Origin of the sequence: Bacillus sp. CCB-MMP212, assembly GCF_022748145.1 — a bacterium.
Classification (GTDB): domain Bacteria; phylum Bacillota; class Bacilli; order Bacillales; family Bacillaceae_G; genus Bacillus_A; species Bacillus_A cereus.
In genome coordinates, this window is sequence record NZ_JALDQE010000001.1 from 706,831 (window position 1) to 732,082 (window position 25,252).

Consider the following 25,252-nt stretch of genomic DNA (forward strand, 5'->3'; position numbering starts at 1 on the left):
TTCCTTACTTATCTATTCATAATCTTCTTCATCATCGATTTCTTCGTAATATGAACTTCCATTACTTACATATATAGGGCCATTCGCAACATCAATACGTAGTACCCACGCCCATGGCACAGCTAAACGTTTATGTATCGCTCGCCAAAAGCTCATTGATTTTCTTTCGTACTCCTGGAACTCCTGAAGTAACTCTTTGTAGGAGGAACCGTCTAACTGAATATTTGCTTCTAACAAACGAGAATGGGCATAGTACTGTAACTCTAGTTCAGCAGCAATTTCCATTTCTTCTTCCGTTGCCATACCAATAATTGTTCCATCTTCTGGTGCAATTTCATATACGTTTTGAACTTCAATAAGCCCTTCTTTCTCTTTCTCAAACATGTAAACAGCCTCCTTTAACATATATTTTTTATGTTACAAAGTCATACTTCTACAATAACTTCTCTCTTTCCTCTTTTTTTGATAAACTTTTACAAAATATTTAACCGATGAACTGTTTTCTCTATTCTTTCAGCAGAAATGAAACGATTTTTATCAAAATTTAATTTATACACATCAGGCATATGAAGTGTTTTCCAAAACTCAAAATCATATTTCGAATTAAAATAATTCATGAGTAATACCATAATATTTCCATGCGTACCTATTACAATATTCTTACCTTCATATTGTTTTAATATATTTTGCATACATATTACAGCGCGCCTTTGTGCGATATCATTCGATTCTCCGCCTTCGTATGCAAAACTCCAATCTTCCCACACATTCTGCATAGCATCATTAAAATTTGATACTGGCTCTGTGCTCAATAATCTTTCACGCAAATCTTCTTCTGTTTGTATTGATAATTTATATGTATTCGCAATTCCTTGTACAGTTTGGATTGCTCTTTTATACGGGCTAGAAATCACAACATCAATATGTTTATCTTTTAATAAGCGTGTTACATTCTCTGCATCTAAGTACCCTTTTTCAGATAAAGGTCGCTCCCGTTCTTCTTTTGTATAGGTAGAATGGGCATGGCGAACGAAATAGATTGTTGTCATTTATTCATCTCCTTTTTCCGTTTCTACCCAAATTCAATACATTACCATCAAATCCCTTTACCTTTATAATAAGTGCTTTCAAATTTAAATGTTGATTTTCATATTAATAAAAGGGAAACACCCCATATGGTGTTTCCCTCATTTAAAATAGACTACATTCAATTAAATACTTTATCAATTTTATTTCTATCGTATTCTAATATCCAATCATTATATGTATTATAAATATCCCTAATTGTATCAGGAGAGGTAGCTAATACATCACAACCTCTATCATCATAAACGTGAAATATAGTATTCTTGTTAACATTTATAAAATACACCCTATGAAAAATACTCGGTTTTATTCCCATATCTTGATTACAAATTGCTTTTAGCATAGGAATGTATGTAAAGTCAGAGATTTTACATTTCAAAGTATATCTATGTGTTTTATATGCTCCATCTTCATCTTCTTCTGGAAAAACATAAGGGATTGTATTTTTCTGTAACTTAAACAAATCGGACTTCTCTTTGACATACTTAGAAAAGATATTCAATTTCTGTTTGAAAATTTCACCATTTGCATAGTCATTTACATCCACTACAATATAAATATCATCTTTTGTTGAATGTAAAGACTGAAATAAAGTAATCGTCCTTTTATAAACGCCTTCTAAATATAGACAATTTTCATAAATGTTATTACAATCATAGTCCACACCTAATCTAAAACGAATACCAATATCCCAATTATAAAATAGAGGTGGTCTAAGTTCTAAATTCGGAAACGTTTCAAGCATATACTCATTCAACCTCATCTCAATACCTACCTTTAATAGCATGTTGTTTACATAATAAAATTATTTTATTATAATTTATTTCTAAACTCTTCATCTGTTATAGCATCTTGAATAAAATAATTTATATTATTTCTCAGCTTTTGATATACAACTTGATCTTCTATATCGTTAAACATAATTACAACTTCTACTTTATTCCCTTTCTTATCTGTAGTATACAAGCTTTTTGTCAATACGAATGCGGTAGAACCACCTTTTTGCCCCGCAAATTCTAACTTACTATTATTAACTGTTCCTTTGAAAATATTCTCGATTTCTTCTTGCATTAATTTAGGAAAATAATTTCTACTATTTATTTTTTCCATTATACTCATATAATCTTTAGCGTTTGCACTCACTAATCGATCTGACCAAATTCGCTGAAATTCCATATCTACCTTTAATGGAATTTCACGTTTTTTCCATTCTTCTTCATCTTTCATCCATTCATGAATTTGTAACACATGTTTATTATACTCATCCTTTGACATGTTACGTATCATTTCTAATGATTGATTTTCTGGCTTATGAAGCTCTTTTTCTACATACCCTCTCATATATAGTGAAGCTGTATACGAAGAGAACTTATCATGACTAGTAAGCTCTAACTCTTTTATACTTTCATTTACTCTTTCTATTCCAAGCTTATCTAACAAATATGTTGTATTTGCGTTAGAACTATAATGAATCATTCCTTTAGCGACTTCTTCTAAAGCGATTTGTCCATTTTTCACTAATTCTCTCGCTTTGGCATCTTCTAACCAGTTAGGATGTGCTCCACCATCAGTATCTTTAACGTAATATTTTTCTAGCTCGTGCAATGAAATTTGTTCATCACGACTTATTTTTCCTTCTGACACTTGCTTAGCAAATTCAACTGCTATTACGATTTTTGCCGTACTCGCTAATGGCAATTTTTTATTTTCATTTATAGATGTTAATATCTCACCATTTTTTCTAATCAGTAATGAACATGTCTCATCGTCTTTATGTTCTTTTATATAGGTTAATACGTAATCAGAATCTTTTTTTGACAAATAATACTTCATTATGACAAAGAAAGCTATAATTGCTACTATAATCACTCCTGCAACAATTCCTATAATCTTTAATATGTTCACAATATACCTCCTCTAACAAATTTCCTTCTATATCATAATTATACCGAACTAAATTACAAAATTATACAAAACAGAATAACTCTTCCTACACATAAAGAATTATTATTTTATTTCACACTGTATTGCACGAAAAAATCTCATGAATATGTCTAACATTCACATAACAAAAAAACATGCTTTCATGATGAGAGCATGTTTTGTGATATTCTTCACATTGTTTCGTTAAAAAATTATCTTTTTATTTACCATGATGTAACATTAAATCACTAAGTTCTTCTTCAATGTGATTTAATTTCGCAACGCCTTCTTTCCATTTATGAATATAACGTGAAACCCCAACGAAAAACAAAACAATAATTGTGGAAAGAATAATACCATATACGATTGCTACAGTACTCATAGTTACACTTCCTTATAATTAGTAATGTGGTTATTAGTTATATTTTTATTATAAACCTTTTTCTTTTAAAATACTTCAATTTCAACTTTTTGTAACAAAATTGATTTTTCTAATATTTCGTTCGTAAAAATGGCATATTTTTCACAAATTATACAAAACTTCACCATATGTACTATTACCATATGAGTTATATTATTAAATAGAATAAAGGGGATGATTACTATGACGACTTGGTTTATTGTAATGTTAGTTGTATTTGGAGCATTTAAAATTATCGTTTCTAGCCTTCCTAACACTGTTATTGAATCCATTATTAGCAAGTACGAAACACATCCAAAACTTGAAGAAGAGAATGTGACTATTACAATTCACGGAAATAACGTAGAAGGCGAACAGAAATCAAAAATTATTCATGATTTTAACGAAGGTTTATTTTTAGATCGCTATTATGCACCACCCCATAATGAAGGCACTCCTTTAATTATCCATGCAAAACGTGGTAAAAAAGATTTCACATTTTATATTTACAGTCATGAAGAGCATGTTGATGTTGTAAAACAATATAAAAAGAAGGTAGTTGCTTATAGTTTACGCTCTAAAAATCTTCAAAATAGTGATATGTTCGTGTCAGCTGATTTGTATAGTGATAATAAAGTTATTGAATTTTGACTAAAAAAGATAAGAGGCTTACTACATTCTATATGCAGCAAGCCTCTTTAAAGTTGTTTCAAATTATATCCATCTGCTTATGTAATGCTTAAAAAATGAATAATAAAGTTGTTTACTTCTTATTGAACTAACGCCCCCGTTAGTTTAAGTGTAACTCTTCACAATTATTTCATATTATATAGGTAAATAGAAAGATAAATTAGAATTTAGTTTATAGTTATAAAAATAAGTTATTTATATCCTTATAATTCTTCAAAAAGGAGAGTGTATGAAAAAGACTATTGTTTTTGTATTAACGATATTTATATTATTCCCAGGATTCGCAACACAAAGTTATGCGTTGTCAGATTCGAAATCTGAGGCAATACAAGCATTGCTAGATGATGCCTGTCGTACATCAGGTGTGCCTGGAATGTCAATCTCAATACTTGCTGATGGTGAAGTGTTCTACTTTTCTTCTGGGTATGCAGATCTTGAAAAGGGATTGTCTGCAAGTGAAAATACACTCTATGAGTTGGCCTCGGTGAGTAAAGCTTTTACTGGTATGGGGATTTTGCTATTGGAAGAGCAAGGGCTGCTCTCAATGACTGACCCTGTCCAAAAATATTTACCTTGGTTTACGTTAAAGTATCAAGGGAAACCTGTTGATATGCAAAGCCTTACACTAAATAACTTTCTTCACCATACCAGTGGTCTAACAAATATTAGGCATACTCAAAGTATTCCACAAGGCAATACACCGGATATGTTGCAAAAGACTGTGGAAACGCTGGTAGATGCAGAATTGGCGTTCTCTCCCGGTGAACAATATAACTATGGAACCGTTAATTATGACGTATTGGGTTTGGTTATTGAGATTGTATCACGACAAAGCTATGAAGACTTTATGAAGGAACAGGTATTTCTACCCTTAGGTCTTCACCAGACGTATGTTTATAAAGAAGATGCTCAAGCCACTGGACAGTTAGCACAGGGTTACCGTTCTTCCTTTTTTATAACAACTCCATTTAACGCTCCGGATTATGCTGGGAATAAACCTGCCGGCTATATCATTTCTAATACAAAAGATATGGCGCGTTGGATGGGCATACAGATGGGTATCGTGCAGGACATACCCGAAATATTTCACAGGGCCATCGAAAAATCACATAGGGGTGATATGTCTGTTTCGGCTGTCAATGATATGTATTATGCGGCAGGTTGGTCGGTAAACGCCGAACAAACGTTTATAGAACACACTGGGGGTAATCCAAATTTTAGTACCGAAGTAGCCATACTGCCAAATGAAAGAACAGCCATCTGCTTACTGAGCAACGGCGCAAATACCAATATAAACCTGGTACTAAAAGTTAAAAATATATTAAACGGCAATCTAACTCAGTCATATGAGATAAGCGGCACACAGCTGTTGGATATCATTTTGTCGTCTACCACAATTATTCTTTGCCTATTAGCCGTTCTGTTATTTTTCTTAGGATTAAGAAAAAAGAAAACGAATGAGCAGCAGCCAATGACAAAAAAGAGAACAATCGTAACAATTATTTTCCTAATCGCTACGATTGCCCAGTGTATAATGTTTTTTGCCTTCGATTGGTCAACGATACTTATTTGGCAAACATATAGTGTTCTTACAGCTTTAATTTCGTCAACATTATTAACAGCAAGCATTACTTGGTTTGTATATACTCACCGATTAGATGCCTCGGTCCGAAAATAAGTATAATGTTAAGTAAGTAAATCTTAATTTATCGATATCCTTAATTTAAAAAACAGAAGACACCTCGGTGTCTTCTTTAATGTCATCGACACTTCTCCTAGTTAAACCCACTTGCTATTTCTTCCACTAACCTGCCTCGTTAGTAGAAGAAGGATTTTTAAACAACTATATTATTTTTTAAATGACTTTATTGTAAATTAAACAACTTTATTATCTCTGTACATGATTTAGCTTAATACTCATATATAAAAAGGAATCCATGGCATATGGATTCCTTTTTACTATTTACTGAAAAATAAGCTCTGTCTTCAAACTATCTTTCGGTAACAACCAGCCTTTTTTCTCTAAACTCGCCATTAATAATTCCCTTTGTTTTGTCGCAATACTTTCTTCATTTGTTTTAAATGACACTTCTATTACGAAGTCATCTTCTAATTTCCCAGTATTACTTAATGGCCAAATTTCAATATTTGCTTTTATGTTTTCAAACTCTCCTGTATATCGCTTCATTAATACAGGACCGTAAATACGGGAATTCTTTAACATCTCTTCTCCCCAATTTGTATACAACCATTTGTTCATTTTCCCTGGTAATTTTTCTATTAACATGTTTTGAGCAGCTTGTTCATTTGGTAAATCAAGTATCCCATATCCTTTAGCACTGTAACTTTTCTTATTTGAAATGCTTAATGTTTTCTTCTCAAATCCCCAATCTATTTCCGCCTCATAACTATCCGTATTACTATCGAATCCTTCTTTTTTAGCTACTTCTAGTGCATCTTGAATTACACCATTTTGAATAGGATATCTTTTTTTATATGTTAGTTCAAAATCTTTACTAAATTCTTTCTTTCGAATTCTAGCAAACCAACCTTCATCACTTAAACTTTTATTTGCAGTATCTAAAAATTGCACTTGTATTCTTTCATATTTTGTACCAGCCTGGAAATGTTCTAGCACCTCTTGCTTCATCTCTTTGTTATAACCTAATACTTGTTCTGGCTTTAATAATAACTTCACTTCAAAACTAGGTTTCATTGGACTAGCAGTAAACCCTTCCTTAACGTTATAAAGGAAACAACAAAAGAAAATGCTTACGAATACAAATACTTTTTTCATATACCTATCCCCTTTGTATTTTAAATGACTTCTATACGTTCCATTGCAAGTGAATATACATTTTCATATCCTGCTGTACTTAGCTTTTGTTGTAATCGATCTGTATCCTCTTTCAAAGCGTGTACTAGCACCGTATGTTCTGGTAATAATGTATTTAACATCTCTTTAACGTCTCTTATACTTTGGTGAACTTTATACGGAACTCGCTTCACCCTACATGTACTCCTTACATGTTCTTTCATAACTCTTTCTGCAAAACTCCCTTTCGCAATGTGCCCAGTAAAAATAACGGCATTCCGCTTTTCATTCCGAAGCTGTTCATAGCATAACTGTGCTCGTTTCGTTTGCATATTCGCATCACTCATTACAACTATTCCGTAACTATTTTGCATACTAATGTCATTATCCATCACTATTATGTTTCTTTTTAAACTCTCCATAATCCATTTAAATTCTTCATTATTTTTTATCCACTCTTTATATACGAACATCTCTTCAAATCCAGCCAAGATTTCTTTATCTACTATAAGCGGAAATTCTTTATATCGTTCATATAAATACAATACTATATCTTGCGCCCTACCAAGTTGTGGCAGCGGTAATAATGCTATTCCTTTATTTTGCATAACTCGTTCAATTTCTGCACATAGATCGTCTAATCTTTCATTTTGCGAAACATCATCTGTGTGATAAGCGGCATCCACAATTGCGACTTTTATATTGTGGCCCAATTTCTCAGGTAAATTAGCTCGTAGTATATTAGACTCTGCTGAATAGTCGCCTGAATAAAATACGTATGTATTACACATATCAACTAAAAACCAAACAGCTCCCAATACATGCCCACTATATCCCCATTGAAACCGCAATGTAGGAGTAATTTGTACCCATTCATTTGGATTGCTAATCTCATCAATACATACATAATTTAAATCTTTTATGTGTTGGTCGCTATAAGGTAAATCCCACCCTTGCATCACATTATAGTTTCTCCATTTTTCATAATATAACGGCAGTTGCTCCTTCGTATAACGAGTCGTCCAAATTTTTTTCTTATAGCCATACTTCGCTAATAAAGGTAAACCCATCGTATGATCTTCATGAATATGTGATAAAAATACCGCATCTAAAAATGGAACAGCTTCTCTCTCTATTTTTGGATAACTATCCTCATAAGATCGATTAATACCACAATCAAATACTATTTTCGTCTCTTTATTTTTTACAAAATAGCAGGAGCGACCGTATTCTCCTGCTCCTCCCCACACTTCCACTCTCATCATGCTACCCCTTTTCGTTTTTGCTCCATATGTTGCAGCAGTAATAAGCACATTGTTGTAAGTCCAACAGAAACAACGGCCATCGCCATGCCTATAGATACTTCACCCTGTTCAAATTGAGCAAAAATAAACGTTGCTGACGTTTCTACTGATGGAGGTAATACGAGAAGCGATGCTACTAACTCTCTTATCGAAATTGTAAATGTCATCGCCCATCCAGCAAGAATACCCGGGATAATAAGAGGCAATATTATTTTTCTAAAAATATAAATATAATTTCCAGAAAAAACACTTCCTGCCTGCATGAGAGAATCATCAATTTGTCCGAGTGATGATTTTACATATTGCACCGTGTAAGGTAAAAACAGAACAACATACGTTACGATAACCATGATTGGTGTATTGTAAATTGACAGGGGCATATATGGTGAATTCCAAAATAGAATAAGACCTACAACCATAACGATTCCTGGTACCATATTCGGTAACATACCGCACATATCAAGCCATTTTTCAGAGGTTTTTTTCCCCTTTCGAATCATAAGTGCCAAAAAGACTCCAATCATTACCGCGATAATCGCTGTTACGAGTGAAAAAAGAAAACTATTCCATAAAGCCTCTAATCCCGGAGATCCTATTGTAAACAATGCCTCATAATGGCTTGTTGTAAAGTTATTTACATGTAAACCGCCGCCTCTTAATTTTGACAAAGAAGCAATAAGTATAGAAAAGTATGGAATTCCAATTGATACTATTAATAAACCAATTACATACATCCATGCTACAACGCGCGTAAATATAGACAAAGTATATCTTTTAGATTTCACACCTTTTCCACTAACCATTGCATATGAATACTTTCGATTCAATACATTTTGCATATACCAAATAAGCATACAAGCACTAAGTAATAAAGAAGATAATGCTGTTGCACTACTAAAATCAATTGGCCAACTCGAAATAAATTTATGGATTTCTGATGTTAACACGTGGAATCCTATTCTACGTCCGAATGTAGCCGGTGTTCCAAATTCAGCAATCGTCTTTACGAAAATGAGTAAAGCACCCATTACATAACTTGATACTAATAACGGCAATATTATTTTTCTTAAACGATAGAAAAAACTTCCGCCATGAACTGCTGCAGCTTCTTCTTTACTACTCCCAATCTGAAGTAACGTGTTTTTCAGCATGAAATAAAGGAATGGGAATAAATGCAGACTCATAATTAAGACCATACCTCCTAAACTAAAAAACGATGATGAAACTGTCTTTAGCATCGGAAAAAATTGTTCGAAATAGCCGTTAGGTTGCATGAACAAAATCCAGCCCATTGATCCAATATACGGCGGTGTCATAAATGGAATCATAAAAACAATATCTAACTTACTATACTTTCCTACATCTGTTTTGCTCATAATAAACGCCAATGGAAATGCAAATATTGTAGCTCCTATTACAACGAGTACACCTAGAAGCAGCGAATTCAGAAAAATCCCAGCTAATCCACCACTCTGCATCACTTCAAAAGGCTTTAAAAAGTTCCAACTGCTATTTTCATATATACTAGAAAATAAAATAAGAAAAAGGGGAATGACGATTAACATCGCCACAAGCAATAACGCTACCGTCATTCCAACTTGTCTTACTGATACGAATCGATTTACCATGGAATCACCATCTTATTGAAATACTTTCTTAAATTGTTTTCCTATTTCATCTTGCTCTTTCTCAACTGTTTTCCAATCAATATTTAATACTCGAATCTCTTCTACATTTGGTCTATTTTCAGCTTTTATATCTGTTCTACCAGGCAATAAATACGCTTTAGAAACTTGTTTTTGTACATCATCGGATAATAAATAATCAATAAACTCTTTTGCGCCTTCTACATTTTTACTATCCTTCATAATCCCCGCTGCGCGTGGACTAATAACTGTTCCGCTTTTTGGATATACGATATCAACAGGTTCACCCTTTGCTTTTGCGCTGTACGTCATATAATCAACACCCGCAATTACCATATCTTTCGCACCTGTTACAACTGGGTCTAACGCTTCCTGATTTGCTCCTGCTACTGTAACTTCATTTTTCTTAAGTTGTTCAAATAAATTCCATCCATCTTTTCCATTCTTTTTCACATATCCAGTTACAAAGTCTAAAGCTGAACCTGAAAGTGCTGGATCTGGAAGATTCACTTTTCCTTTCCATTCCCCTTTCGTTATATCGCTCCAATCTTCAGGCGCTGTCTTCACATTTTTTGTATTGTACACAATCCCTAATGCTGAAGCACTATACCCGAAATAATGTCCTTTATCATCTGACCATTCAGAACGCAGCTTATCAGCTTGTTTCGCTTCTTTATAAGCTAACGTTTGACCCTCTTTCTTTAATCCTTCCATCGCTGGTAATGATGCAAGTACGACTACATCAACGACTGGATTTTTCTTTTCAGCTTCCATTCTCGCTAAAATTTTACCAGTTGTCCCTTGAAACATTTCCACCTTTATACCAGTTTTCTTTTCAAAGTCTTTTTGAATTTTTTCTGCTAACCCTTTTGGCCCTGCACTATATACAACAATTTTCTTTTCAGTCGTATTTTTACTTTTTGCATCTGCATTGCCTGTCTTTGAACTACACCCTGTTACTACAGCCGAAAATAATAAAGTACATACAAATAAAGACTTAAGCGAACTGAATTTCTTCATATGATTCTCCCCCTATATGATGAATACATTTTTTTGGCACATATAACGATACTGGTTTACCGATGCTTAATTTACTATTGTGATAAGCTGTCCATATTCCGAGTGCCCCCATGTTTACTTTTATTTCATACCGTTCTCCTACATATGTAACGTGCTTAATTTCACCTGTATACATTTCGCACACTTCATTTTTCGTCCAGCTCATATGCTCTGGACGAACCATTTTTTTACCCTCTACAAGCCAATTCGCCTTACCAACAAATTTGGCAACAAATTCATGAGACGGTTTCACATAAATATCTTCCGGTGTTCCTTTTTGTAATACTTCTCCTTGTTTCATGACAATAATTTGGTCTGACATTGACATTGCTTCTGTTTGGTCGTGAGTGACATACAGTGCAGTTAAACCAATGGAATGAACGATATCCATAAGCTCTATTCTCATTTCTTCTCGCAAAATTGCATCGAGTGCACTTAGCGGTTCATCAAACAAAATAAAATGAGGTTTTGTTACAATTGCTCTAGCGAATGCGACACGTTGTTGCTGTCCACCAGAAAGTTCGTGTGGATACCTTTTCTCCATACCTTGCAGGCGAACTCGCTTTATCGCATCTTCTACTTTTTCTCGCAATTGATTCGTTTGCTTTGTAGCTCTTAAACCAAATGCAACATTTTCAAAAACAGTCATGTGCGGCCATAAGGCAAAATCTTGAAATACCATACCGATATTCCGTTCATGAGGAGATGTCTTTATCTTTTTTGCTGCAGAATACATGCACTGGTCTCCAAAATATATTTCTCCCTTATCCGGTTCTTCAAGCCCTGCTATCATTCTAAGTAAAGTCGTTTTTCCACACCCCGAAGGTCCTAAAAGTGTAGTGAATTCCCCTTGTTTCATTACAATCTGCAACGTCTTTAACGCCTGTATTTTTCCAAATGCCTTTTCTAATCCACTAATTGTAATATCCATTGCTTCACCTCTCTCCCCTCATTCTTAACCTGCTTTCATTCTATATGGAAGATTTATACTGAATGTTAATGTACTGTAAAGATTAAATTAAAAAACTTCTAATAAACTATTTATTTCTATAGATTTTTTCTATAGTTAAAATAAAAAAGGCGGCAATTCATAATGAATCTCTTAAAATTAGAAATTGTAGTACTTATTAAGAAATACAAAAAGCTTACAATCGTTGCAGAAAAACTTGGCGTTAAACAACCAACTATTACATTTCATATAAAAAGCTTAGAAGAAGAACTCGGTGTATCTCTATTCGAATTACGTTCTGGAAGGTATTTCTTAACAGAGGCTGGTGAGGCTTTGCACCATTATGCTTGTAAAATAGATGCACTTATGAAAGAAGCTAGACGTGTCACGCAAGAGTTTAAAGATTTTCATAAAGGTGCTATAACAATCGGCGCTAGTTATGTACCAGCGACTTATCTTTTGCCAGAAGTCGTTCATCAATTTCAATGTGAATTTCCCAATATAAAAATAACGCTACTAGTGAAAACAGCCCCTGAAATTCGAATGATGCTACAAAATCACGAAATCGATCTTGGGATAATTTCCGCTGCTCCATTTGATGAAGCACTTTTAAAACAAACGAATATAATGCCCGATACACTTGTTCTTGCCTTTTCCAAAGAACATCATTTTTCAAAGAAAGACAATGTATCGTTACAAAATATCGAAAAGGAACGCATACTATTGCATCGTAATCCATCTACAACGAGAGATTTACTTACACAATGGACGTTGGCGCACAACATTACATTCCAATCTGAAATTGAATTAGACTCATTAGAAACGATGAAACAAATTTTAAAATATGGTAATGGAATTGCCTTTATTTCTAAACTTGCTATCGAGCAAGAAATACAACGAAATGAGCTATGCTATATACCAATCCCTGAATTTGAATTTCAGCGTAACATTTATACGATTCATCATGAGGACAGATGGAATTCTAAAATCATTTCTTTTTTACTACAGAGCATCACTTCATTTGCAACAAAAAATTAAAAGGCTGTCGTTATGCACGACAGCCTTTCAAACTATAAATCTATTTATTTTTCTTTGCCTCAATTTTTGCTTGCGCCTCTTCAGCCTTATCTAATGCTTCTGATACTTTCTTCTCTTTTTCTTTCACTTCATCTATACTATCGACAGCTTTAATAATTTTATCGATTCCTTCTTCTTCTACCTTTCTACGCTTTGCCACTCTTTCATTTACTTTCTCTTCCACATCTTTTGCTTTTTGAAGCATATTCTCTGCATTTGATGTTACAGCTTTTTCAAGTTCAGCATCTTTTTTCTTTTGTAACACTTCATTTGCAATGTCTTTCGCTTCTAAATACTTACCATCTTTTAATGCTGTTGCTCCGTGATCCATTTTCTCAGCAACTTCTTTATATGATTTCGCTTCATTTCCTGATTTCTCTTTTTCTGCTTTTTCGAACCACATTGTTGCATCACTATACTTTTCATCTTTCAATGATTGCATACCTGTTTCAATATATGTGTCATAATTGCTACATCCAGCCATTACGACTAATAGAAAAAGCATAACAAAACTTAATTTTTTCATGCTGTTGTCTCCTTTTCTTTGCAAGCTCACTTTACTTTAACATACATGAAAAAGAGTTTCAAAAACTAAAATACTAATTTAGTCATTTTTATAATGATAAGTCAAATTTTTATTATTTTCTTATTTTTAAGCGGACACATCTACTTGTTTTTTCGCCATATGTTGCTTTACTCCAACTAATACAACTAACAATAACCCTCCGCCTATTGTCATCATAACAATGCTAGTTGGCAACATATCTAATAGTAGTCCATATACAATCATACCAAGTGGTGCGATGGCAGTCGCAATTGTTTCAAGTAGGCCAAACACACGCCCTAGGTAGCTCGGATCTGTCGTTTTTTGCATATGTACTTGCATTGGAATGTTTACAATCATAATTGCTATACCAGTTAACATCATAAAAGCAATATAGTAAATAAAACTTGCTACTTTTGGAATGATAACTAACAACGGAAAGACTGTACATAAACTTAAACCTGCAAACAAAAACAGTCCAGTATAAATAGAACGAAACGGATTATTCACTTCTTTACGCACTGATAAAGCAATCGCTCCCATTAGCATCCCGACTGCTAACATTCCCTCTACAGTACCGAGTTGCTTTGAAGATAAATGCAATGTATGGACGATAATGTACGGAAGTGCAACTGTTAGACCACACGCAAAAAAGTTTACCCACAATGCTATTTTCATTAAACCATATATTTCACGTTGTCTTTTTACATATAAAAAACCTTCTTTTATACTCGTCAAGAAATGCTCTGTACTTTCAGCCACTTCTTTTTTATATAAATCAAATACGATAAATAATTGCAAAATAACCGCTAAAAAGAACGTAATGCTATTTAATAGGAAAAACGATTTAATTGAAAAGAAACCATATACAACTCCGCCAATAATCGGTCCTAAAATATTTGATAAAGAAGCCGCCGTTTGATTTAAAGCACTCGCTTTTTGAATACGTCCTTCATCTACTAAACTCGGAATAGACGAAGTTAATGCAACAGAATAAAAACTTGCACAAATTGATAATAATGCTGCTGAAATATAAATAAAAAGAAGTGATGGCCCAAATATAGTAGCAAGAATAAACATACTAAGCATCGTTAAACTACTTAATAAATCAGTACCAATAACAAGCCATTTTCGATTCACACGGTCTGCTACAGCACCAGCAATTGGGCCACAGATCATCCTTGGAAGTGATCCGCAAACGAGCGTAATTGCAAAACCCATCCCTGAACCAGTAGTCTTTAATACATATAACCCCATTGCGAACGTATAAATACCTGCGCCTAATAAAGACGTCATTTTTCCAATCATCATTAAAATGATATTTCTAGTTGCAATCTTCATTCTTGAATCATGTTTTCCTATACTTATATCTCCCATTTTTGACTCTCTCCCCTTAAAAGTTAAATTGTGTTAAACTTATTATATAATCAACTTTCCAATTTTTACAACAATAAGTTAAATACAATTAAACTTTTTAAATATAAAGGAGCAATAATATGGCAACTCTCGGTGAAAAAATTAAAGCATTACGAAAAGATAAAAAGCTTACGCAAACAGCACTGGCAGGTTCGGAACTGACAAAAAGTATGCTTAGTCAAATTGAAAATGGAAAAGCTACACCTTCTATGAAAACATTACAATATATTGCGGAAAAACTTGAATGTGAAACGAGCTTTTTATTAGAAGAAGATGAAGAAGAAATTGTGGAACTCATTCAAAAAATGGAGCCATTAATAAAATCAAATAAATGCGATGAAGTATACAAGACTTTACTACCTATCGTTCAAAAAGAACTACCCCTTACTTTAAACACAGCACGTTTATATAAACAGTTCATAACTGGAGCGGCCATTATGAACGATTATAATATTGAATATTACGTTGAAACAGCTGTTTCTATATTTGAAAAATATACTTTGTATCGTGAAAGTACTGAAATGAAACTACTGTTTTACTATATGCTCTACAAACGGAAAAAATATAAAGAATGTTTACAGTTGATTAGCAGAATTCGCGATGAATATAAAACGAAGAATTTAGAAATGGATCTTATTACACATATACAACTATACTTAAAAGAAGCCATTATTTTACTCGCATACGGCAATTATAAAAAATGTGAAAAAGTCATTTTAGATGCACTTGCATTTTCAAAAAAACATCAAGTGTATTATAAAACAGATGAATTTTATCGCATTTTATCTTACCAAAAAGTCATTACAGCTGATAAAGAACAGTATTTATATTACATAAAAAAATCGGAGCAATTTGCCATTTTTACAGAAGATATTCTATCCATTGCGATTATTGATATTTTAAAAGCTTACTACTACAACACAATTACTAATGAATATACAATCGCATTAGAACATCTAGAACAATTCCGAGAAAAACTAAAAGATGAACCAATCTTTCAAGACGATGGATTATATTATCTTGAAAAAGGAAAATCTTTGTATGGCTTAAAACGTTATAAGGAAGCTTTGGCAGTATTAAAACACGCTACCATACCAGATTATATGACTCATCCACTTGATCAATCGTGGGTATTAACAGCCGGGTCTTATCGTGCCCTGTGTCATATAAAACTTCAAGATAAACCAGCTGCTCTGAAAGAAGCAAAAGAAGCAGTTCAAACGATAGATGGTTATCCTGATTCCATCTTTTCTTCATTTATTAAAGAAACATTACAAATAATACAAAAACTTTAAGAATGTCTCTAAATGGTATATTATTCCTCTTTTTTAGCAAAGATAATAATGATGGGAGGAATATAAATGAATATACAACGTGCAATAGAGCTTTCTGTGTCAGCGGAACAAGCCAATGTCAGTTTTCAAGGCATGCCTGTTATGATTCAACACGTCGATGAAAGCAATGAAACCGCCCGCATATATGAAGTAAAAAACCCAGGACGCGAATTAACTGTTCCAGTTAATAGCTTAGAGGAAATATAAGAAATGCCACTTCTCTTTTGAAGTGGCATTTTTCTTCTTTCAGATTACTTATTATAAATTTCTTCAATCTTTTATTTTACATGAGCTGAAAAAAATAAGAATTTTCTACTTCTTTTCTTTTGGTGACCTGCTAAAATACAAACTATGGATTAATTATTCACACTATACATTAAGGAGGAAAAATAATGGCATCTAATTTAGAAAAAAACAATTCTTATTATGCAGTTATATTCACTTCCAATTTATCTAATAATACAGCAGATTATAGTACAGTTGCCGACAAAATGGAGAAACTTGCAAAGCAACAACCTGGATTTTTAAGTGTAGAAAGTGCACGAGGTAATTCTGGACTCGGAATAACAATTTCCTATTGGGAATCACTTGATGCAATTGAAAATTGGAAGAAGAACACCTTACATAAAGAAGCGAAAAAAAGAGGTCGTGAGCAATGGTATGAAAACTTTCACCTGCGTATCTGCCTTGTTGAGAAAGAATTTAAGTTTCATAGAGGTACTTTATAACTATGAAGAAAAAAGTAGCTCTCATTGCTGTTCATGAAATATATGGTGTGAACGACCATATGCATCACGTTACCAACCACTTTACTTCATCTCATATAGACGTATTCTGTCCTAATCTTCTACAATCGCAACATGCATTTCATTATCGTGATGAAGAAAAAGCATATGAACATTTTGTAAATCATATTGGATTTGATTATGGAAAAAAGCAAATTGAAGAATTCATTTCTCATCTTTCTAGTAGTTATACACATATTGGACTTATCGGCTTTAGTGTTGGAGCTACCATCTCATGGCTATGTAGTAACAATCCGAAAATAAATTTTATTATCGGATGTTACGGTTCTCGTATACGTGACTATGTTCACATAAAGCCTACATGCGCTACACTACTTATATTCCCTGAAAAAGAAGCTAGTTTTTCAGTATCCTCTTTAATTCAAACATTGCAGCAACAAAAAAATCCTTTATTAGAAATAAAACAACTACACGGTGAACATGGATTTCTAAATCCGTACACTGAAAAATATAACAGGCACTCTACAAAACAAGCATACAATTTAATAGATTCATTTCTTGTAAAGTGAAACTTCAATCAGTGGGGGGGTGTTCATCCCCCACCTAATCTCTTTCCTTACGTTGAGTTTTGAGGTGTGGGTCTTACTGCCCATGCGTGATAAAAACAATCTTATAAAGGAGACTCAAAATGACGCTGACATTACTCTTACTTGTTTTCATACTCATTGCCTTTATCTCAGCGCTAACTATCATTTTTAAAACCGTAAAAAAAGGGAGATTTTTCAACCGCCCCTACTTACAATCTATTATCATTTGCATTTTATTTTTTACTAATTGGATCTTATATGTAACAACTTTTTATTCGTTACTCCCCGAGAAAGTTAGCGAGTTCATATTCCTGCCCCTTTGGTTTTTCCTTTGTATTTTAGGATTTATCGCTTTTTGGCACGAATGGAGAAATAATCGTGTGTTCTCGATATGTATTGGTTTTCTTTCCTTTATTAGTTTTCTATTTTGGTTATTGTTGTTAGTTATTTCGGGGATGTAATAGAAGAAGGAAGAAAAGCCAACTTTCAACTTTTCTTCCTTCTATGTTTACCTTTAGTTTTCACTGTCACTGATTCACAAGGTGTATAATATATTTGAGGTGTCGCCTTATCAACAAACATCATAAACGTAACGAAACCGATAATAAAGAAAATAAACAGCGTTAACAAAATTGCTCCTATCGTTAAAAGTATCATAACACCACCCCTATATTTTTCATGTTATTACACTTTTCGCTATTATATGAGCGTAATCCTTTTTAGAAAAAGAAACGTAACAAAATAATCACAACCACTCCCGTTAATACTGTACCTAATAAACTACGAGTATATATCGCTACAAGAAATGTTGGAATTGCTGCGATAAGGTAATCCCACTGCATCGTCTCATGCATAAATAAAACTTGTGCTAAAAGCGCTGCTAATATTGCAATTGGTATGTAATTTAACCATTTTAAACCCCATTCAGGAATTTGTAGTTTGCTAAATACGAGTAGAGGTAAAATACGTGGCACGAGTGTAACAGCTCCTGCTGCTAGTAAAAGTAATAATACGTCTAATCTCATTTCCATTTTTCAATCACCACTCCAATCGTCGCAGCTAGTAATGTTGCGATAATAACCGCTATACTATCTGGCATAAATAGGTGTGAAACGTATGCGATAATAATCGCTACAATTGCAACACTTAAATGAATTGCTATCTTTGGTTTACTACTTATGAGCTGAAGTACAAATAACCCGATAAACATCGCTGGTAATGCATAATCCATCCCGTATGTATGTGGATCTGGTATCCACTCACCAAATAGCCCACCAATAATGGTAGCAAGTATCCAATTTAAATACGCTGTTACGTTAAGCCCAATCATCCATCTTTCACCTAAATATCCTTTTTGCGCTGCATGCTGCACTGCAACGCCGAAAGTTTCATCTGTAATTTGAGAACCGATAATGACGTTTTTTAATAGAGGTAGTTTCGTAAAGTACGGTGCGAGGGCAGCACTCATTAATAAATGGCGTAAATTAACAAAAAATACAGTAAAAATAATTGCGGAAGCAGGAGCACCGGCTGCATACATACCAGCTAATATAAATTGGGCAGAACCTGCATAAATTAAAGTGGACATAAATGCAATTTCAATGATAGAAAAACCTGCTGTTTTTGCAATTACACCAGCTGCTATACCGATGCTCAAATAACCAAATACAGTTGGTAAACAATCTTTTACTCCTTGCTGAAATGTATCATCGCTCTGCAAAGCTACATGTGCCTGAGCTTTACTCATCTCTATCATCCTCCATTCCTTCTAAAGTTCGTTTTCCTGTTACGACATGAACTAAATCTATATTTTCACGCCATAACGTATCTAACTTATCAGCTCCAAATTCCTTTGTGATTTCTTCAACCATAATATCGTGCCGTACATACTCTGTCGCAACGAGAACTAGCGCTGGGTCATACGTTGTAACGGCCCATGAAGTGCTATCATTTGAGAAGTTCGCAATTAATACTTCCTCTCCATCACGAGCAATAACAGTTAAATGACCACCCATTCTCTTTTCAACAACGTGGGGCGTCATATAATTATGATGAAACGTCGCTCCTATTTTTGTTTCTGGAGCTCCAAATAAGATTGAAAATATATGTACGCCTTCCTCTTCCTTTTGATGAATGTATGGCTCAATTTCATGCACTTGATCTTCCCATACAGAAATCCATAATTCTTCCTTTGCCCTATTAATTATATTGCATATTTCTTTTAAAACACGATCATTTGAGCGAATATGCGAAATTACATCTATTTGTCGCTCTTGTTCTAAACAATTTAGTTTCTCATCTAAAAATTCAAAGGACTTTTCAAAGTCTTTTCGCATTCGATTCATTAATTCGGTAGCTGGTACTGGTACATATTTAACTGGTTCAGAAGGTACAATATGCACCGCTCCTTTATCCATTAACTTACCGAGTACCTCGTAAATCATAGAACGAGGTACTCCTGTTTGTTTACTCACTTCATAGCCTGTTACTGGGGAGTGTTTTAATAATCCAATATACGCTTTACATTCATACTGGGAAAATCCTAACTTTTGTAATTCCTTTATAATTTCATCCATCGGTAACCCCTCACAATCTAAATCGCCCTTACTTCAAAACGACGATTTTGCTTCCCTTTACTTTTTACTTTATCAATAACAAGTGTTCCTATTTCACTCGTATTTTTCACATGTGTGCCTCCACAAGCTTGTTCGTCTAAATTTTCAATTGTAACAATGCGGATTTCTTGGATAGTAGTTGGCAGGAGATTTATTGCTGTTTTAATCATTCCTACAGCATTTTCTGCTTCTTCGCGGCTCATATAGCGAGTGGAAATTTCTTTATTTTGCTCAATAAGTTTATTCACTTCCTCAACAATTTCTTCTACTTCCACGCTCGATAACTCTTGTAACTCATTAAAATCGATACGTGCTTTATCAGGATAAATTTGGTTTCCGGTGCATAGTGCTCCATACTTTTCATAAACAACAGCTCCGATAAGATGCAGTAACGAGTGATGACGCATTAAATTATGACGTCTTTCCCAATTCATCTCTAATTTAACTGGACCTAATTTTACTTGAGCTTCATCTTTTATATAGTGAACTATTTCTCCCTGCCCCCTCTTTACTTTTTCAACTTCAAATACAGACCCATCTTGTACAATGACACCCGTATCACATTCCTGTCCTCCACCAGTTGGATAAAAAATTGTTTCCTTTACAAATACTTTATTCCCTTCTACTCTTATCACTTCTGTTTCGCAACTCGTTTTGTATGCATCTTCTAAATATAATGCCGTTGTCATACTCTCACCTCTTTAGTAGTTATAGTTATACCTACTAATATAAAAAAGAAGCTCCGTAAAGTCAATTGATAATTCTGAAATTTAAAATTAATAAAAGACTCCTTTATTAGGAGTCCACTATCTCAATATTTCATTCGCTTCTTTTTCATAAATTTTATCAAATGAAGTCATAACGCGCTGTGACGCCGAAATCATTTTTTGATCCGTCATAAGATCGGCCATCTCTTTCGTCATATCTACATTTGAATTTTCTAGCATATGATTTTTTACTATTCCTGTTCCGTTCGGTAAATTAGCAATGTTTCCTTCTGCTAGTGTAAAGCTTTTATTTTCACGTTGCACGAGTCGAGCATTCGTTTCTGCATCTACTGTTTTTGTTTGTAACTGTGCAATTACTATTCTCTTAATATCTGGGTCTTGCAAAGTTCCGTCGTTAACTTCTCTATAAATTTCTCCATTATTAGATACGAAGAACTCAACATTTTCAGGAATACGAATACGCTCATTATTGACATCCATAACATAAGCACCTGAAGATGTTTGTAAATAACGATCACTATTTAATGTGAAACTACCATCTCTCGTTAAAAACGTTTCATCATTTTTAGAAGTAACGAAAAATGATGTTGTGCCGGCCGCGCCGTCATCTAAAAAGAAATCTGTAGCACTATTTGTCATTTGTATGTTTCCTTGTACTAAATTCACGTGTGTTGCGGCTGGTACTACAGCATAATCGACCGAACCGATATTTGTTACCGCCCCATCTCCGCGGCGATATGTGTCTTGTACATCAAATACTTTAGACGTCATATTTTCTGCTTTAAATCCTGTCGTTTGAGCATTTGCAACGTTATTCGAATGAACATTAATTCGCTGCATGTAGTTCATCATACCCATAGAACCTATATAAAGACCGTTCATATTCGTTTGAATAAGGCAAGCGCCTTATTCTTCACCTCTTTTCTACGATGTTTGTAACATTTGTTTCGCTAAATGTTCAGCTGTAGCGATATGTATATTTTTCCTTATGTCTTGGCCATCTGTCATTAATACGATAGGAGCTGATGATACTGCCGGAATTTTCAACAATTCACCACTACTTGCTGTTTCATCAAATTTTGTAAACACAATACCATCTATATGAATATCTTTAAAGTTTGTAATGATTTCAATCATATCTTTACTTTTCATCGAAGCTGATAACGTTAAACAAATATAATCTGGTTCTACTTGTCCCATCGTTTCAATCATTTCTTCCACTGTTTCTGTCGTACGATAATTTTTTCCGGCTGTATCAATTAAAATATAATCGACGCGTGCTTCTTCTTTAAAATACGTAAGCGCTCTTGTCATGGCAGCTTCATCACGCACAGCAATTACTTCCGATCCAATTGTCTTTACGTTATCTTGCAATTGCTGCACTGTCCCTATGCGCGAATGATCTGTCGTTATAAAACCAACTGTTTTGTTCTTACCGTGAAATTGCCATGCCATTTTCGCAAGCGTCGTCGTTTTACCAACACCAGTTGGACCGATTAATGCGATTGTTTGTACTTCTTTTTCAAAGACGTTTTCCGTATTAAAATGAGATTTCATATCTTCCAATATGTACCTGATAACTTCTTCTTCTGTAATCATCGTTGCATTTTCAAACTTTATTTTTAACTTTTCAGCATATGCATAAATGAAATATTGTTCTACATCGTTTTGTTCTAGCATCCGAATTACTTTTTGAATAATAAACGGTACAGATTCTTGATTTTCTTTCTTTGGAACTACTTCTTCTTTCTTTACCGGAACGACTTGTTTCACAACTTTTTTCTTTTTCGGTACTTCCGTTTCTTTCGTCTGTTTCACCACGACAATTCCTTTTTCAAACAGCTTTAATAGTTTTTCTTTTTTTCTTGCCCATTCTTCACTATTTCCTGTTTGCATTGCCGCGTATGACATAGAAGTCGTTACGTTTTCTAAATTGTGCAGTACTGATTGAATTCCATTCGCCTTCACAATTTGTTCTGAAGGATCATTCACAACATCCATTAACTGTTCATGAAATTGAGCTGTACCTTCATTCACTTCTTCCTGTTTTTCTTCTGGAAAAGCAACTAACATTTCATAATCCTTTTTCCAGAAAAATGGTATATTTCGTTTTACACTTTCATCGACAACGTAATAATAATCTGTACCATATTGGTCAAATAACTTTCGATACAATTCATTTTTCGAAGCTGCTTTTATTCGCATTAACGCTTCTTTCTTTTCTGTACTTTCCATTACTTCACCCCCTACTATTCAATATAGGCAATTTGATCCACAACAATTTCTGGTGCTAATTCGCTAATACAAAGTACTTGTGCTTCCACTTGATAACGTTCTAGCAGTCTTACAATCGCAAATCTAAAATCTTTTCTACGTGTTAATAACACTGGTTCTCTTCCCATTAAACGTGCTTGCTTAAAGACGCGTTGCACTTGCTCAACGACACGTGTTTCTAAATCTAAATCCCAGTTTAATAAGTAACCTTGATATGAATTATTCACAACATCCGCATCTAACTCAATTGAATCAGAGAAGAGCGCTGCATATATTTTTCCGTCCGGATTTTTCGCATTTTCACAAATAACTTTTGAAATACATTCACGAACAAATGATGTCACACCGTCAACGTGGTTTTGATACACTTCTTTTCCGTCAATAATACCTTCAATAATTGTTGGTAAATCACGAATAGAAATACCTTCTTTTAGAAGTTGTTTAATAACATTTTGAACGAGTGATAAATCAATTTCTTTCTTCTTAATCTCTTCTAATAGAACGCCATTATCATTTTCAAGCGAGTTAATTAAGTCTTTTACATGTTGACGCTGAATTAATTCATGAAGATTACGTCGAACGACAACATCTAAATGTGTAATTAATATGCTAAGTGGCTCTAACACTTGATAGCCTTTCATTTGTGCATCTTGCACCATATGCTCTAAAATCCAATATCCATCTTCGCCGAAAATTGGATCTTTCGCTGGTTCTGCATCTAAATCAGCCATTACGTTCGGTGTTTTTAGTGCTAATAAATAACCTGATTTTAAAACACCTTCAGCCGCCTTCGCACCTTTAATACGAATAATGTAACGACCACGTGGTCTAAAGCTCGTATTATCTTTAAAGTTAATTCCAGGAACGTTAATACCGAGGTCAGTAATAATCGACTTCCGCATAAGAACAACTTTATCACGAGCTGTTTCCCCGTTAATTTTCTGCTTTACAAGTGCTGCTAAATCTAAACCGAGTTCTACAATAATCGGATATTTATCCGTAAATACTCCGAATGAATCTTCCACTTGTTGCAGTTGCTCATCTTCACCTTGAATCATTTCTAATTCTTTTTGAAGCTCGTCTTCTTTTTCTTTCTTTATTCGATTTTTATTACGAATGCCTAAGAAGATAATCGTTCCACCAACGAGTGCGAATGGTAAAAACGGTAGCGGAGTAAAAATACCCATTGCAATAAATAAACCACCAAGTGCATATACAACGACTTCATGTGCTAATAACTCTTTAAAGATACCTTCTGTTACTGTATCCGGTGAGCCGTCAAATACACGCGTTACGATAATACCTGTTGAAATTGCAAGCATTAACGAACCGATTTGGTTTACGATTCCGTCACCGACAGTTAACTGTGTATAATGAAGAGCTGCATCTGCAAAGCTCATTCCTTGCTGCATCATTCCGACAATTAAACCGAAAATAATGTTTACGAATAAAATGACAATCCCGAAAATAACGTCCCCTTTAATGAACTTCCCGGCACCATCCATCGCTCCGTAAAACTCTGTTTCCATATTTAATTTTTTACGTTTTGCCTGTGCATCTTTTTCTGAAATAATACGCTGGTTTAAATCAGCATCGATAGACATTTGTTTCCCTGGTAAAGAATCAAGTGTAAAACGAGCTGCTACTTCAGCTGTACGAGATGCACCGTTTGCAACGATAAACTGGAATATGATTAATACTGTAAAAATAACGATACCAATTAATAAGTTTCCGCCAATTACGAACTGGCCGAACTCTTCAATAACATGACCGGCATTTCCGTCTGTCAAAATCGCTCGCGTCGTCGAAACGTTAATCGATACGCGGAAAATCCCGATTAATAACAACATCGTCGGAAATGACTTTAATTCATCCCACTCGTTAATACTTGTCGCTCGCATATAAATAAGTACTGACATACTTAGTAGAAAAACGATAATGATATCAAGTATAAATGGTGGAAGTGGAATTAAGAGCGCCACTACGAATGACGCTGCTAAAAAGATAGAAAAATAGGTTCTTGCAGAATCTATCTTAAACAAAGAGATCTCCTCCAAAC

General features: G+C 34.1%; 29 protein-coding genes. 8 read left to right on the plus strand and 21 right to left on the minus strand.

What is annotated here, in order from left to right; all coding sequences use genetic code 11:
- Window positions 1-12: 12 nt before the first annotated feature.
- The 6 genes from MRP26_RS03495 to MRP26_RS03520 all read right to left on the minus strand — a co-directional run bounded on the left by MRP26_RS03495 (window position 13) and on the right by MRP26_RS03520 (window position 3,573).
- The gene (locus MRP26_RS03495) at window positions 13-384 is read right to left on the minus strand and encodes a hypothetical protein (protein WP_000461779.1); all 372 of its coding nucleotides are present in this window, start codon (window positions 382-384) and stop codon (window positions 13-15) included.
- 89 nt (window positions 385-473) lie between these two features.
- Window positions 474-1,049 (minus strand): histidine phosphatase family protein, encoded by a 576-nt coding sequence (locus MRP26_RS03500; RefSeq protein WP_197241877.1) that lies wholly within the window; start codon window positions 1,047-1,049, stop codon window positions 474-476.
- Window positions 1,050-1,207: 158 nt separating this feature from the next.
- On the minus strand, window positions 1,208-1,831 hold the full coding sequence (locus tag MRP26_RS03505) for a DUF3885 domain-containing protein (protein ID WP_065486054.1): 624 nt from the start codon (window positions 1,829-1,831) through the stop codon (window positions 1,208-1,210).
- A gap of 68 nt (window positions 1,832-1,899) precedes the next feature.
- A complete protein-coding gene (locus tag MRP26_RS03510; protein WP_029441930.1) occupies window positions 1,900-2,991 on the minus strand; it encodes a serine hydrolase in 1,092 nt (363 codons plus the stop codon).
- A gap of 238 nt (window positions 2,992-3,229) precedes the next feature.
- On the minus strand, window positions 3,230-3,391 hold the full coding sequence (locus MRP26_RS03515) for a hypothetical protein (protein WP_000108701.1): 162 nt from the start codon (window positions 3,389-3,391) through the stop codon (window positions 3,230-3,232).
- 65 nt (window positions 3,392-3,456) lie between these two features.
- The gene (locus MRP26_RS03520) at window positions 3,457-3,573 is read right to left on the minus strand and encodes a hypothetical protein (protein ID WP_002011946.1); all 117 of its coding nucleotides are present in this window, start codon (window positions 3,571-3,573) and stop codon (window positions 3,457-3,459) included.
- A 40-nt stretch (window positions 3,574-3,613) separates the two neighbouring features.
- Between MRP26_RS03520 and MRP26_RS03525 the strand changes: the two genes are divergently transcribed.
- Together MRP26_RS03525 and MRP26_RS03530 are read left to right on the plus strand one after the other, a co-directional pair.
- Window positions 3,614-4,060 carry a YfmQ family protein gene (locus MRP26_RS03525; protein ID WP_000214587.1) on the plus strand — a complete coding sequence of 149 codons (447 nt, stop codon included), beginning with the start codon at window positions 3,614-3,616 and terminating at the stop codon, window positions 4,058-4,060.
- Window positions 4,061-4,328: 268 nt separating this feature from the next.
- Window positions 4,329-5,777 carry a serine hydrolase domain-containing protein gene (locus tag MRP26_RS03530; RefSeq protein ID WP_242805984.1) on the plus strand — a complete coding sequence of 483 codons (1,449 nt, stop codon included), beginning with the start codon at window positions 4,329-4,331 and terminating at the stop codon, window positions 5,775-5,777.
- A 285-nt stretch (window positions 5,778-6,062) separates the two neighbouring features.
- Here the strand turns inward: MRP26_RS03530 and MRP26_RS03535 are convergent, their stop codons facing one another.
- From MRP26_RS03535 to MRP26_RS03555, 5 genes are read right to left on the minus strand one after another with little or no spacing between them, the layout of a single operon-like run.
- Complete coding sequence (locus tag MRP26_RS03535; RefSeq protein ID WP_000755327.1) at window positions 6,063-6,896, minus strand: hypothetical protein; 834 nt, start codon at window positions 6,894-6,896, stop codon at window positions 6,063-6,065.
- A 20-nt stretch (window positions 6,897-6,916) separates the two neighbouring features.
- The gene (locus MRP26_RS03540) at window positions 6,917-8,179 is read right to left on the minus strand and encodes an MBL fold metallo-hydrolase (protein ID WP_197241882.1); all 1,263 of its coding nucleotides are present in this window, start codon (window positions 8,177-8,179) and stop codon (window positions 6,917-6,919) included.
- Window positions 8,176-9,846 (minus strand): ABC transporter permease, encoded by a 1,671-nt coding sequence (locus MRP26_RS03545; RefSeq protein WP_197241884.1) that lies wholly within the window; start codon window positions 9,844-9,846, stop codon window positions 8,176-8,178. Before MRP26_RS03545 ends, MRP26_RS03540 begins: the two co-directional genes overlap by 4 nt.
- Before the next feature lie 12 nt (window positions 9,847-9,858).
- Window positions 9,859-10,884 (minus strand): ABC transporter substrate-binding protein, encoded by a 1,026-nt coding sequence (locus MRP26_RS03550; protein WP_089170755.1) that lies wholly within the window; start codon window positions 10,882-10,884, stop codon window positions 9,859-9,861.
- Complete coding sequence (locus MRP26_RS03555) at window positions 10,862-11,854, minus strand: ABC transporter ATP-binding protein (protein ID WP_089170754.1); 993 nt, start codon at window positions 11,852-11,854, stop codon at window positions 10,862-10,864. Before MRP26_RS03555 ends, MRP26_RS03550 begins: the two co-directional genes overlap by 23 nt.
- Before the next feature lie 162 nt (window positions 11,855-12,016).
- Between MRP26_RS03555 and MRP26_RS03560 the strand changes: the two genes are divergently transcribed.
- On the plus strand, window positions 12,017-12,910 hold the full coding sequence (locus MRP26_RS03560) for a LysR family transcriptional regulator (protein WP_088022584.1): 894 nt from the start codon (window positions 12,017-12,019) through the stop codon (window positions 12,908-12,910).
- A gap of 40 nt (window positions 12,911-12,950) precedes the next feature.
- Here the strand turns inward: MRP26_RS03560 and MRP26_RS03565 are convergent, their stop codons facing one another.
- Together MRP26_RS03565 and MRP26_RS03570 are read right to left on the minus strand one after the other, a co-directional pair.
- The gene (locus MRP26_RS03565) at window positions 12,951-13,475 is read right to left on the minus strand and encodes a DUF4398 domain-containing protein (RefSeq protein ID WP_000736436.1); all 525 of its coding nucleotides are present in this window, start codon (window positions 13,473-13,475) and stop codon (window positions 12,951-12,953) included.
- A 126-nt stretch (window positions 13,476-13,601) separates the two neighbouring features.
- Window positions 13,602-14,870, minus strand: a complete 1,269-nt coding sequence (locus tag MRP26_RS03570) for an MFS transporter (RefSeq protein ID WP_023521619.1) — start codon at window positions 14,868-14,870, stop codon at window positions 13,602-13,604.
- 119 nt (window positions 14,871-14,989) lie between these two features.
- On the opposite strand from MRP26_RS03570, the gene MRP26_RS03575 reads away from it, so the two are divergent.
- From MRP26_RS03575 to MRP26_RS03595, 5 genes are all read left to right on the plus strand, one after another.
- Window positions 14,990-16,204: a helix-turn-helix domain-containing protein gene (locus MRP26_RS03575; RefSeq protein WP_242805985.1), complete on the plus strand. Its 1,215-nt coding sequence runs from the start codon at window positions 14,990-14,992 to the stop codon at window positions 16,202-16,204.
- 66 nt (window positions 16,205-16,270) lie between these two features.
- The gene (locus MRP26_RS03580) at window positions 16,271-16,450 is read left to right on the plus strand and encodes an H-type small acid-soluble spore protein (protein ID WP_001025734.1); all 180 of its coding nucleotides are present in this window, start codon (window positions 16,271-16,273) and stop codon (window positions 16,448-16,450) included.
- Between the two features lie 185 nt (window positions 16,451-16,635).
- A complete protein-coding gene (locus MRP26_RS03585) occupies window positions 16,636-16,971 on the plus strand; it encodes an antibiotic biosynthesis monooxygenase family protein (RefSeq protein WP_197241886.1) in 336 nt (111 codons plus the stop codon).
- A gap of 2 nt (window positions 16,972-16,973) precedes the next feature.
- A complete protein-coding gene (locus tag MRP26_RS03590; protein ID WP_197241887.1) occupies window positions 16,974-17,558 on the plus strand; it encodes a dienelactone hydrolase family protein in 585 nt (194 codons plus the stop codon).
- A 119-nt stretch (window positions 17,559-17,677) separates the two neighbouring features.
- A complete protein-coding gene (locus MRP26_RS03595; RefSeq protein ID WP_197241888.1) occupies window positions 17,678-18,037 on the plus strand; it encodes a hypothetical protein in 360 nt (119 codons plus the stop codon).
- A 25-nt stretch (window positions 18,038-18,062) separates the two neighbouring features.
- Here MRP26_RS03595 and MRP26_RS03600 read toward each other — a convergent pair whose 3' ends face one another.
- The 8 genes from MRP26_RS03600 to flhA all read right to left on the minus strand — a co-directional run bounded on the left by MRP26_RS03600 (window position 18,063) and on the right by flhA (window position 25,235).
- On the minus strand, window positions 18,063-18,233 hold the full coding sequence (locus MRP26_RS03600) for a DUF3951 domain-containing protein (RefSeq protein ID WP_000602244.1): 171 nt from the start codon (window positions 18,231-18,233) through the stop codon (window positions 18,063-18,065).
- 62 nt (window positions 18,234-18,295) lie between these two features.
- Window positions 18,296-18,607, minus strand: a complete 312-nt coding sequence (locus tag MRP26_RS03605; protein WP_000425954.1) for an AzlD domain-containing protein — start codon at window positions 18,605-18,607, stop codon at window positions 18,296-18,298.
- Window positions 18,598-19,323, minus strand: coding sequence for an AzlC family ABC transporter permease (locus tag MRP26_RS03610; protein WP_197241889.1), 726 nt, complete (start codon window positions 19,321-19,323; stop codon window positions 18,598-18,600). Before MRP26_RS03610 ends, MRP26_RS03605 begins: the two co-directional genes overlap by 10 nt.
- Complete coding sequence (locus MRP26_RS03615; RefSeq protein WP_016513054.1) at window positions 19,316-20,152, minus strand: TrmB family transcriptional regulator; 837 nt, start codon at window positions 20,150-20,152, stop codon at window positions 19,316-19,318. The genes MRP26_RS03610 and MRP26_RS03615 overlap by 8 nt, the downstream gene beginning before the upstream one ends.
- Window positions 20,153-20,169: 17 nt before the next feature.
- A complete protein-coding gene (locus tag MRP26_RS03620) occupies window positions 20,170-20,880 on the minus strand; it encodes an alanyl-tRNA editing protein (protein WP_197241890.1) in 711 nt (236 codons plus the stop codon).
- A gap of 117 nt (window positions 20,881-20,997) precedes the next feature.
- Window positions 20,998-21,801 carry a flagellar basal-body rod protein FlgG gene (locus tag MRP26_RS03625; protein ID WP_197241892.1) on the minus strand — a complete coding sequence of 268 codons (804 nt, stop codon included), beginning with the start codon at window positions 21,799-21,801 and terminating at the stop codon, window positions 20,998-21,000.
- A 42-nt stretch (window positions 21,802-21,843) separates the two neighbouring features.
- Window positions 21,844-23,154, minus strand: coding sequence for a flagellar biosynthesis GTPase FlhF (gene flhF / locus MRP26_RS03630; RefSeq protein ID WP_071730842.1), 1,311 nt, complete (start codon window positions 23,152-23,154; stop codon window positions 21,844-21,846).
- A gap of 14 nt (window positions 23,155-23,168) precedes the next feature.
- Window positions 23,169-25,235 (minus strand): flagellar biosynthesis protein FlhA, encoded by a 2,067-nt coding sequence (gene flhA, locus MRP26_RS03635; RefSeq protein ID WP_061660307.1) that lies wholly within the window; start codon window positions 25,233-25,235, stop codon window positions 23,169-23,171.
- Between the last annotated feature and the right edge of the window lie 17 nt (window positions 25,236-25,252).

Excerpts from the sequence above, each read along its gene's own strand:
- MRP26_RS03495 (WP_000461779.1), bottom strand. The coding sequence starts at position 384 with ATGTTTGAGAAAGAGAAAGAAGGGCTTATTGAAGTTCAAAACGTATAT.
- MRP26_RS03500 (WP_197241877.1), bottom strand. The coding sequence starts at position 1,049 with ATGACAACAATCTATTTCGTTCGCCATGCCCATTCTACCTATACAAAA.
- MRP26_RS03505 (WP_065486054.1), bottom strand. The coding sequence starts at position 1,831 with ATGCTTGAAACGTTTCCGAATTTAGAACTTAGACCACCTCTATTTTAT.
- MRP26_RS03515 (WP_000108701.1), bottom strand. The coding sequence starts at position 3,391 with ATGAGTACTGTAGCAATCGTATATGGTATTATTCTTTCCACAATTATT.
- MRP26_RS03520 (WP_002011946.1), bottom strand. The coding sequence starts at position 3,573 with ATGGTAATAGTACATATGGTGAAGTTTTGTATAATTTGTGAAAAATAT.
- MRP26_RS03525 (WP_000214587.1), top strand. The coding sequence starts at position 3,614 with ATGACGACTTGGTTTATTGTAATGTTAGTTGTATTTGGAGCATTTAAA.
- MRP26_RS03530 (WP_242805984.1), top strand. The coding sequence starts at position 4,329 with ATGAAAAAGACTATTGTTTTTGTATTAACGATATTTATATTATTCCCA.
- MRP26_RS03535 (WP_000755327.1), bottom strand. The coding sequence starts at position 6,896 with ATGAAAAAAGTATTTGTATTCGTAAGCATTTTCTTTTGTTGTTTCCTT.
- MRP26_RS03540 (WP_197241882.1), bottom strand. The coding sequence starts at position 8,179 with ATGATGAGAGTGGAAGTGTGGGGAGGAGCAGGAGAATACGGTCGCTCC.
- MRP26_RS03545 (WP_197241884.1), bottom strand. The coding sequence starts at position 9,846 with ATGGTAAATCGATTCGTATCAGTAAGACAAGTTGGAATGACGGTAGCG.
- MRP26_RS03550 (WP_089170755.1), bottom strand. The coding sequence starts at position 10,884 with ATGAAGAAATTCAGTTCGCTTAAGTCTTTATTTGTATGTACTTTATTA.
- MRP26_RS03555 (WP_089170754.1), bottom strand. The coding sequence starts at position 11,854 with ATGGATATTACAATTAGTGGATTAGAAAAGGCATTTGGAAAAATACAG.
- MRP26_RS03560 (WP_088022584.1), top strand. The coding sequence starts at position 12,017 with ATGAATCTCTTAAAATTAGAAATTGTAGTACTTATTAAGAAATACAAA.
- MRP26_RS03565 (WP_000736436.1), bottom strand. The coding sequence starts at position 13,475 with ATGAAAAAATTAAGTTTTGTTATGCTTTTTCTATTAGTCGTAATGGCT.
- MRP26_RS03570 (WP_023521619.1), bottom strand. The coding sequence starts at position 14,870 with ATGGGAGATATAAGTATAGGAAAACATGATTCAAGAATGAAGATTGCA.
- MRP26_RS03575 (WP_242805985.1), top strand. The coding sequence starts at position 14,990 with ATGGCAACTCTCGGTGAAAAAATTAAAGCATTACGAAAAGATAAAAAG.
- MRP26_RS03580 (WP_001025734.1), top strand. The coding sequence starts at position 16,271 with ATGAATATACAACGTGCAATAGAGCTTTCTGTGTCAGCGGAACAAGCC.
- MRP26_RS03585 (WP_197241886.1), top strand. The coding sequence starts at position 16,636 with ATGGCATCTAATTTAGAAAAAAACAATTCTTATTATGCAGTTATATTC.
- MRP26_RS03590 (WP_197241887.1), top strand. The coding sequence starts at position 16,974 with ATGAAGAAAAAAGTAGCTCTCATTGCTGTTCATGAAATATATGGTGTG.
- MRP26_RS03595 (WP_197241888.1), top strand. The coding sequence starts at position 17,678 with ATGACGCTGACATTACTCTTACTTGTTTTCATACTCATTGCCTTTATC.
- MRP26_RS03600 (WP_000602244.1), bottom strand. The coding sequence starts at position 18,233 with ATGATACTTTTAACGATAGGAGCAATTTTGTTAACGCTGTTTATTTTC.
- MRP26_RS03605 (WP_000425954.1), bottom strand. The coding sequence starts at position 18,607 with ATGGAAATGAGATTAGACGTATTATTACTTTTACTAGCAGCAGGAGCT.
- MRP26_RS03610 (WP_197241889.1), bottom strand. The coding sequence starts at position 19,323 with ATGAGTAAAGCTCAGGCACATGTAGCTTTGCAGAGCGATGATACATTT.
- MRP26_RS03615 (WP_016513054.1), bottom strand. The coding sequence starts at position 20,152 with ATGGATGAAATTATAAAGGAATTACAAAAGTTAGGATTTTCCCAGTAT.
- MRP26_RS03620 (WP_197241890.1), bottom strand. The coding sequence starts at position 20,880 with ATGACAACGGCATTATATTTAGAAGATGCATACAAAACGAGTTGCGAA.
- MRP26_RS03625 (WP_197241892.1), bottom strand. The coding sequence starts at position 21,801 with ATGAACGGTCTTTATATAGGTTCTATGGGTATGATGAACTACATGCAG.
- flhF (WP_071730842.1), bottom strand. The coding sequence starts at position 23,154 with ATGGAAAGTACAGAAAAGAAAGAAGCGTTAATGCGAATAAAAGCAGCT.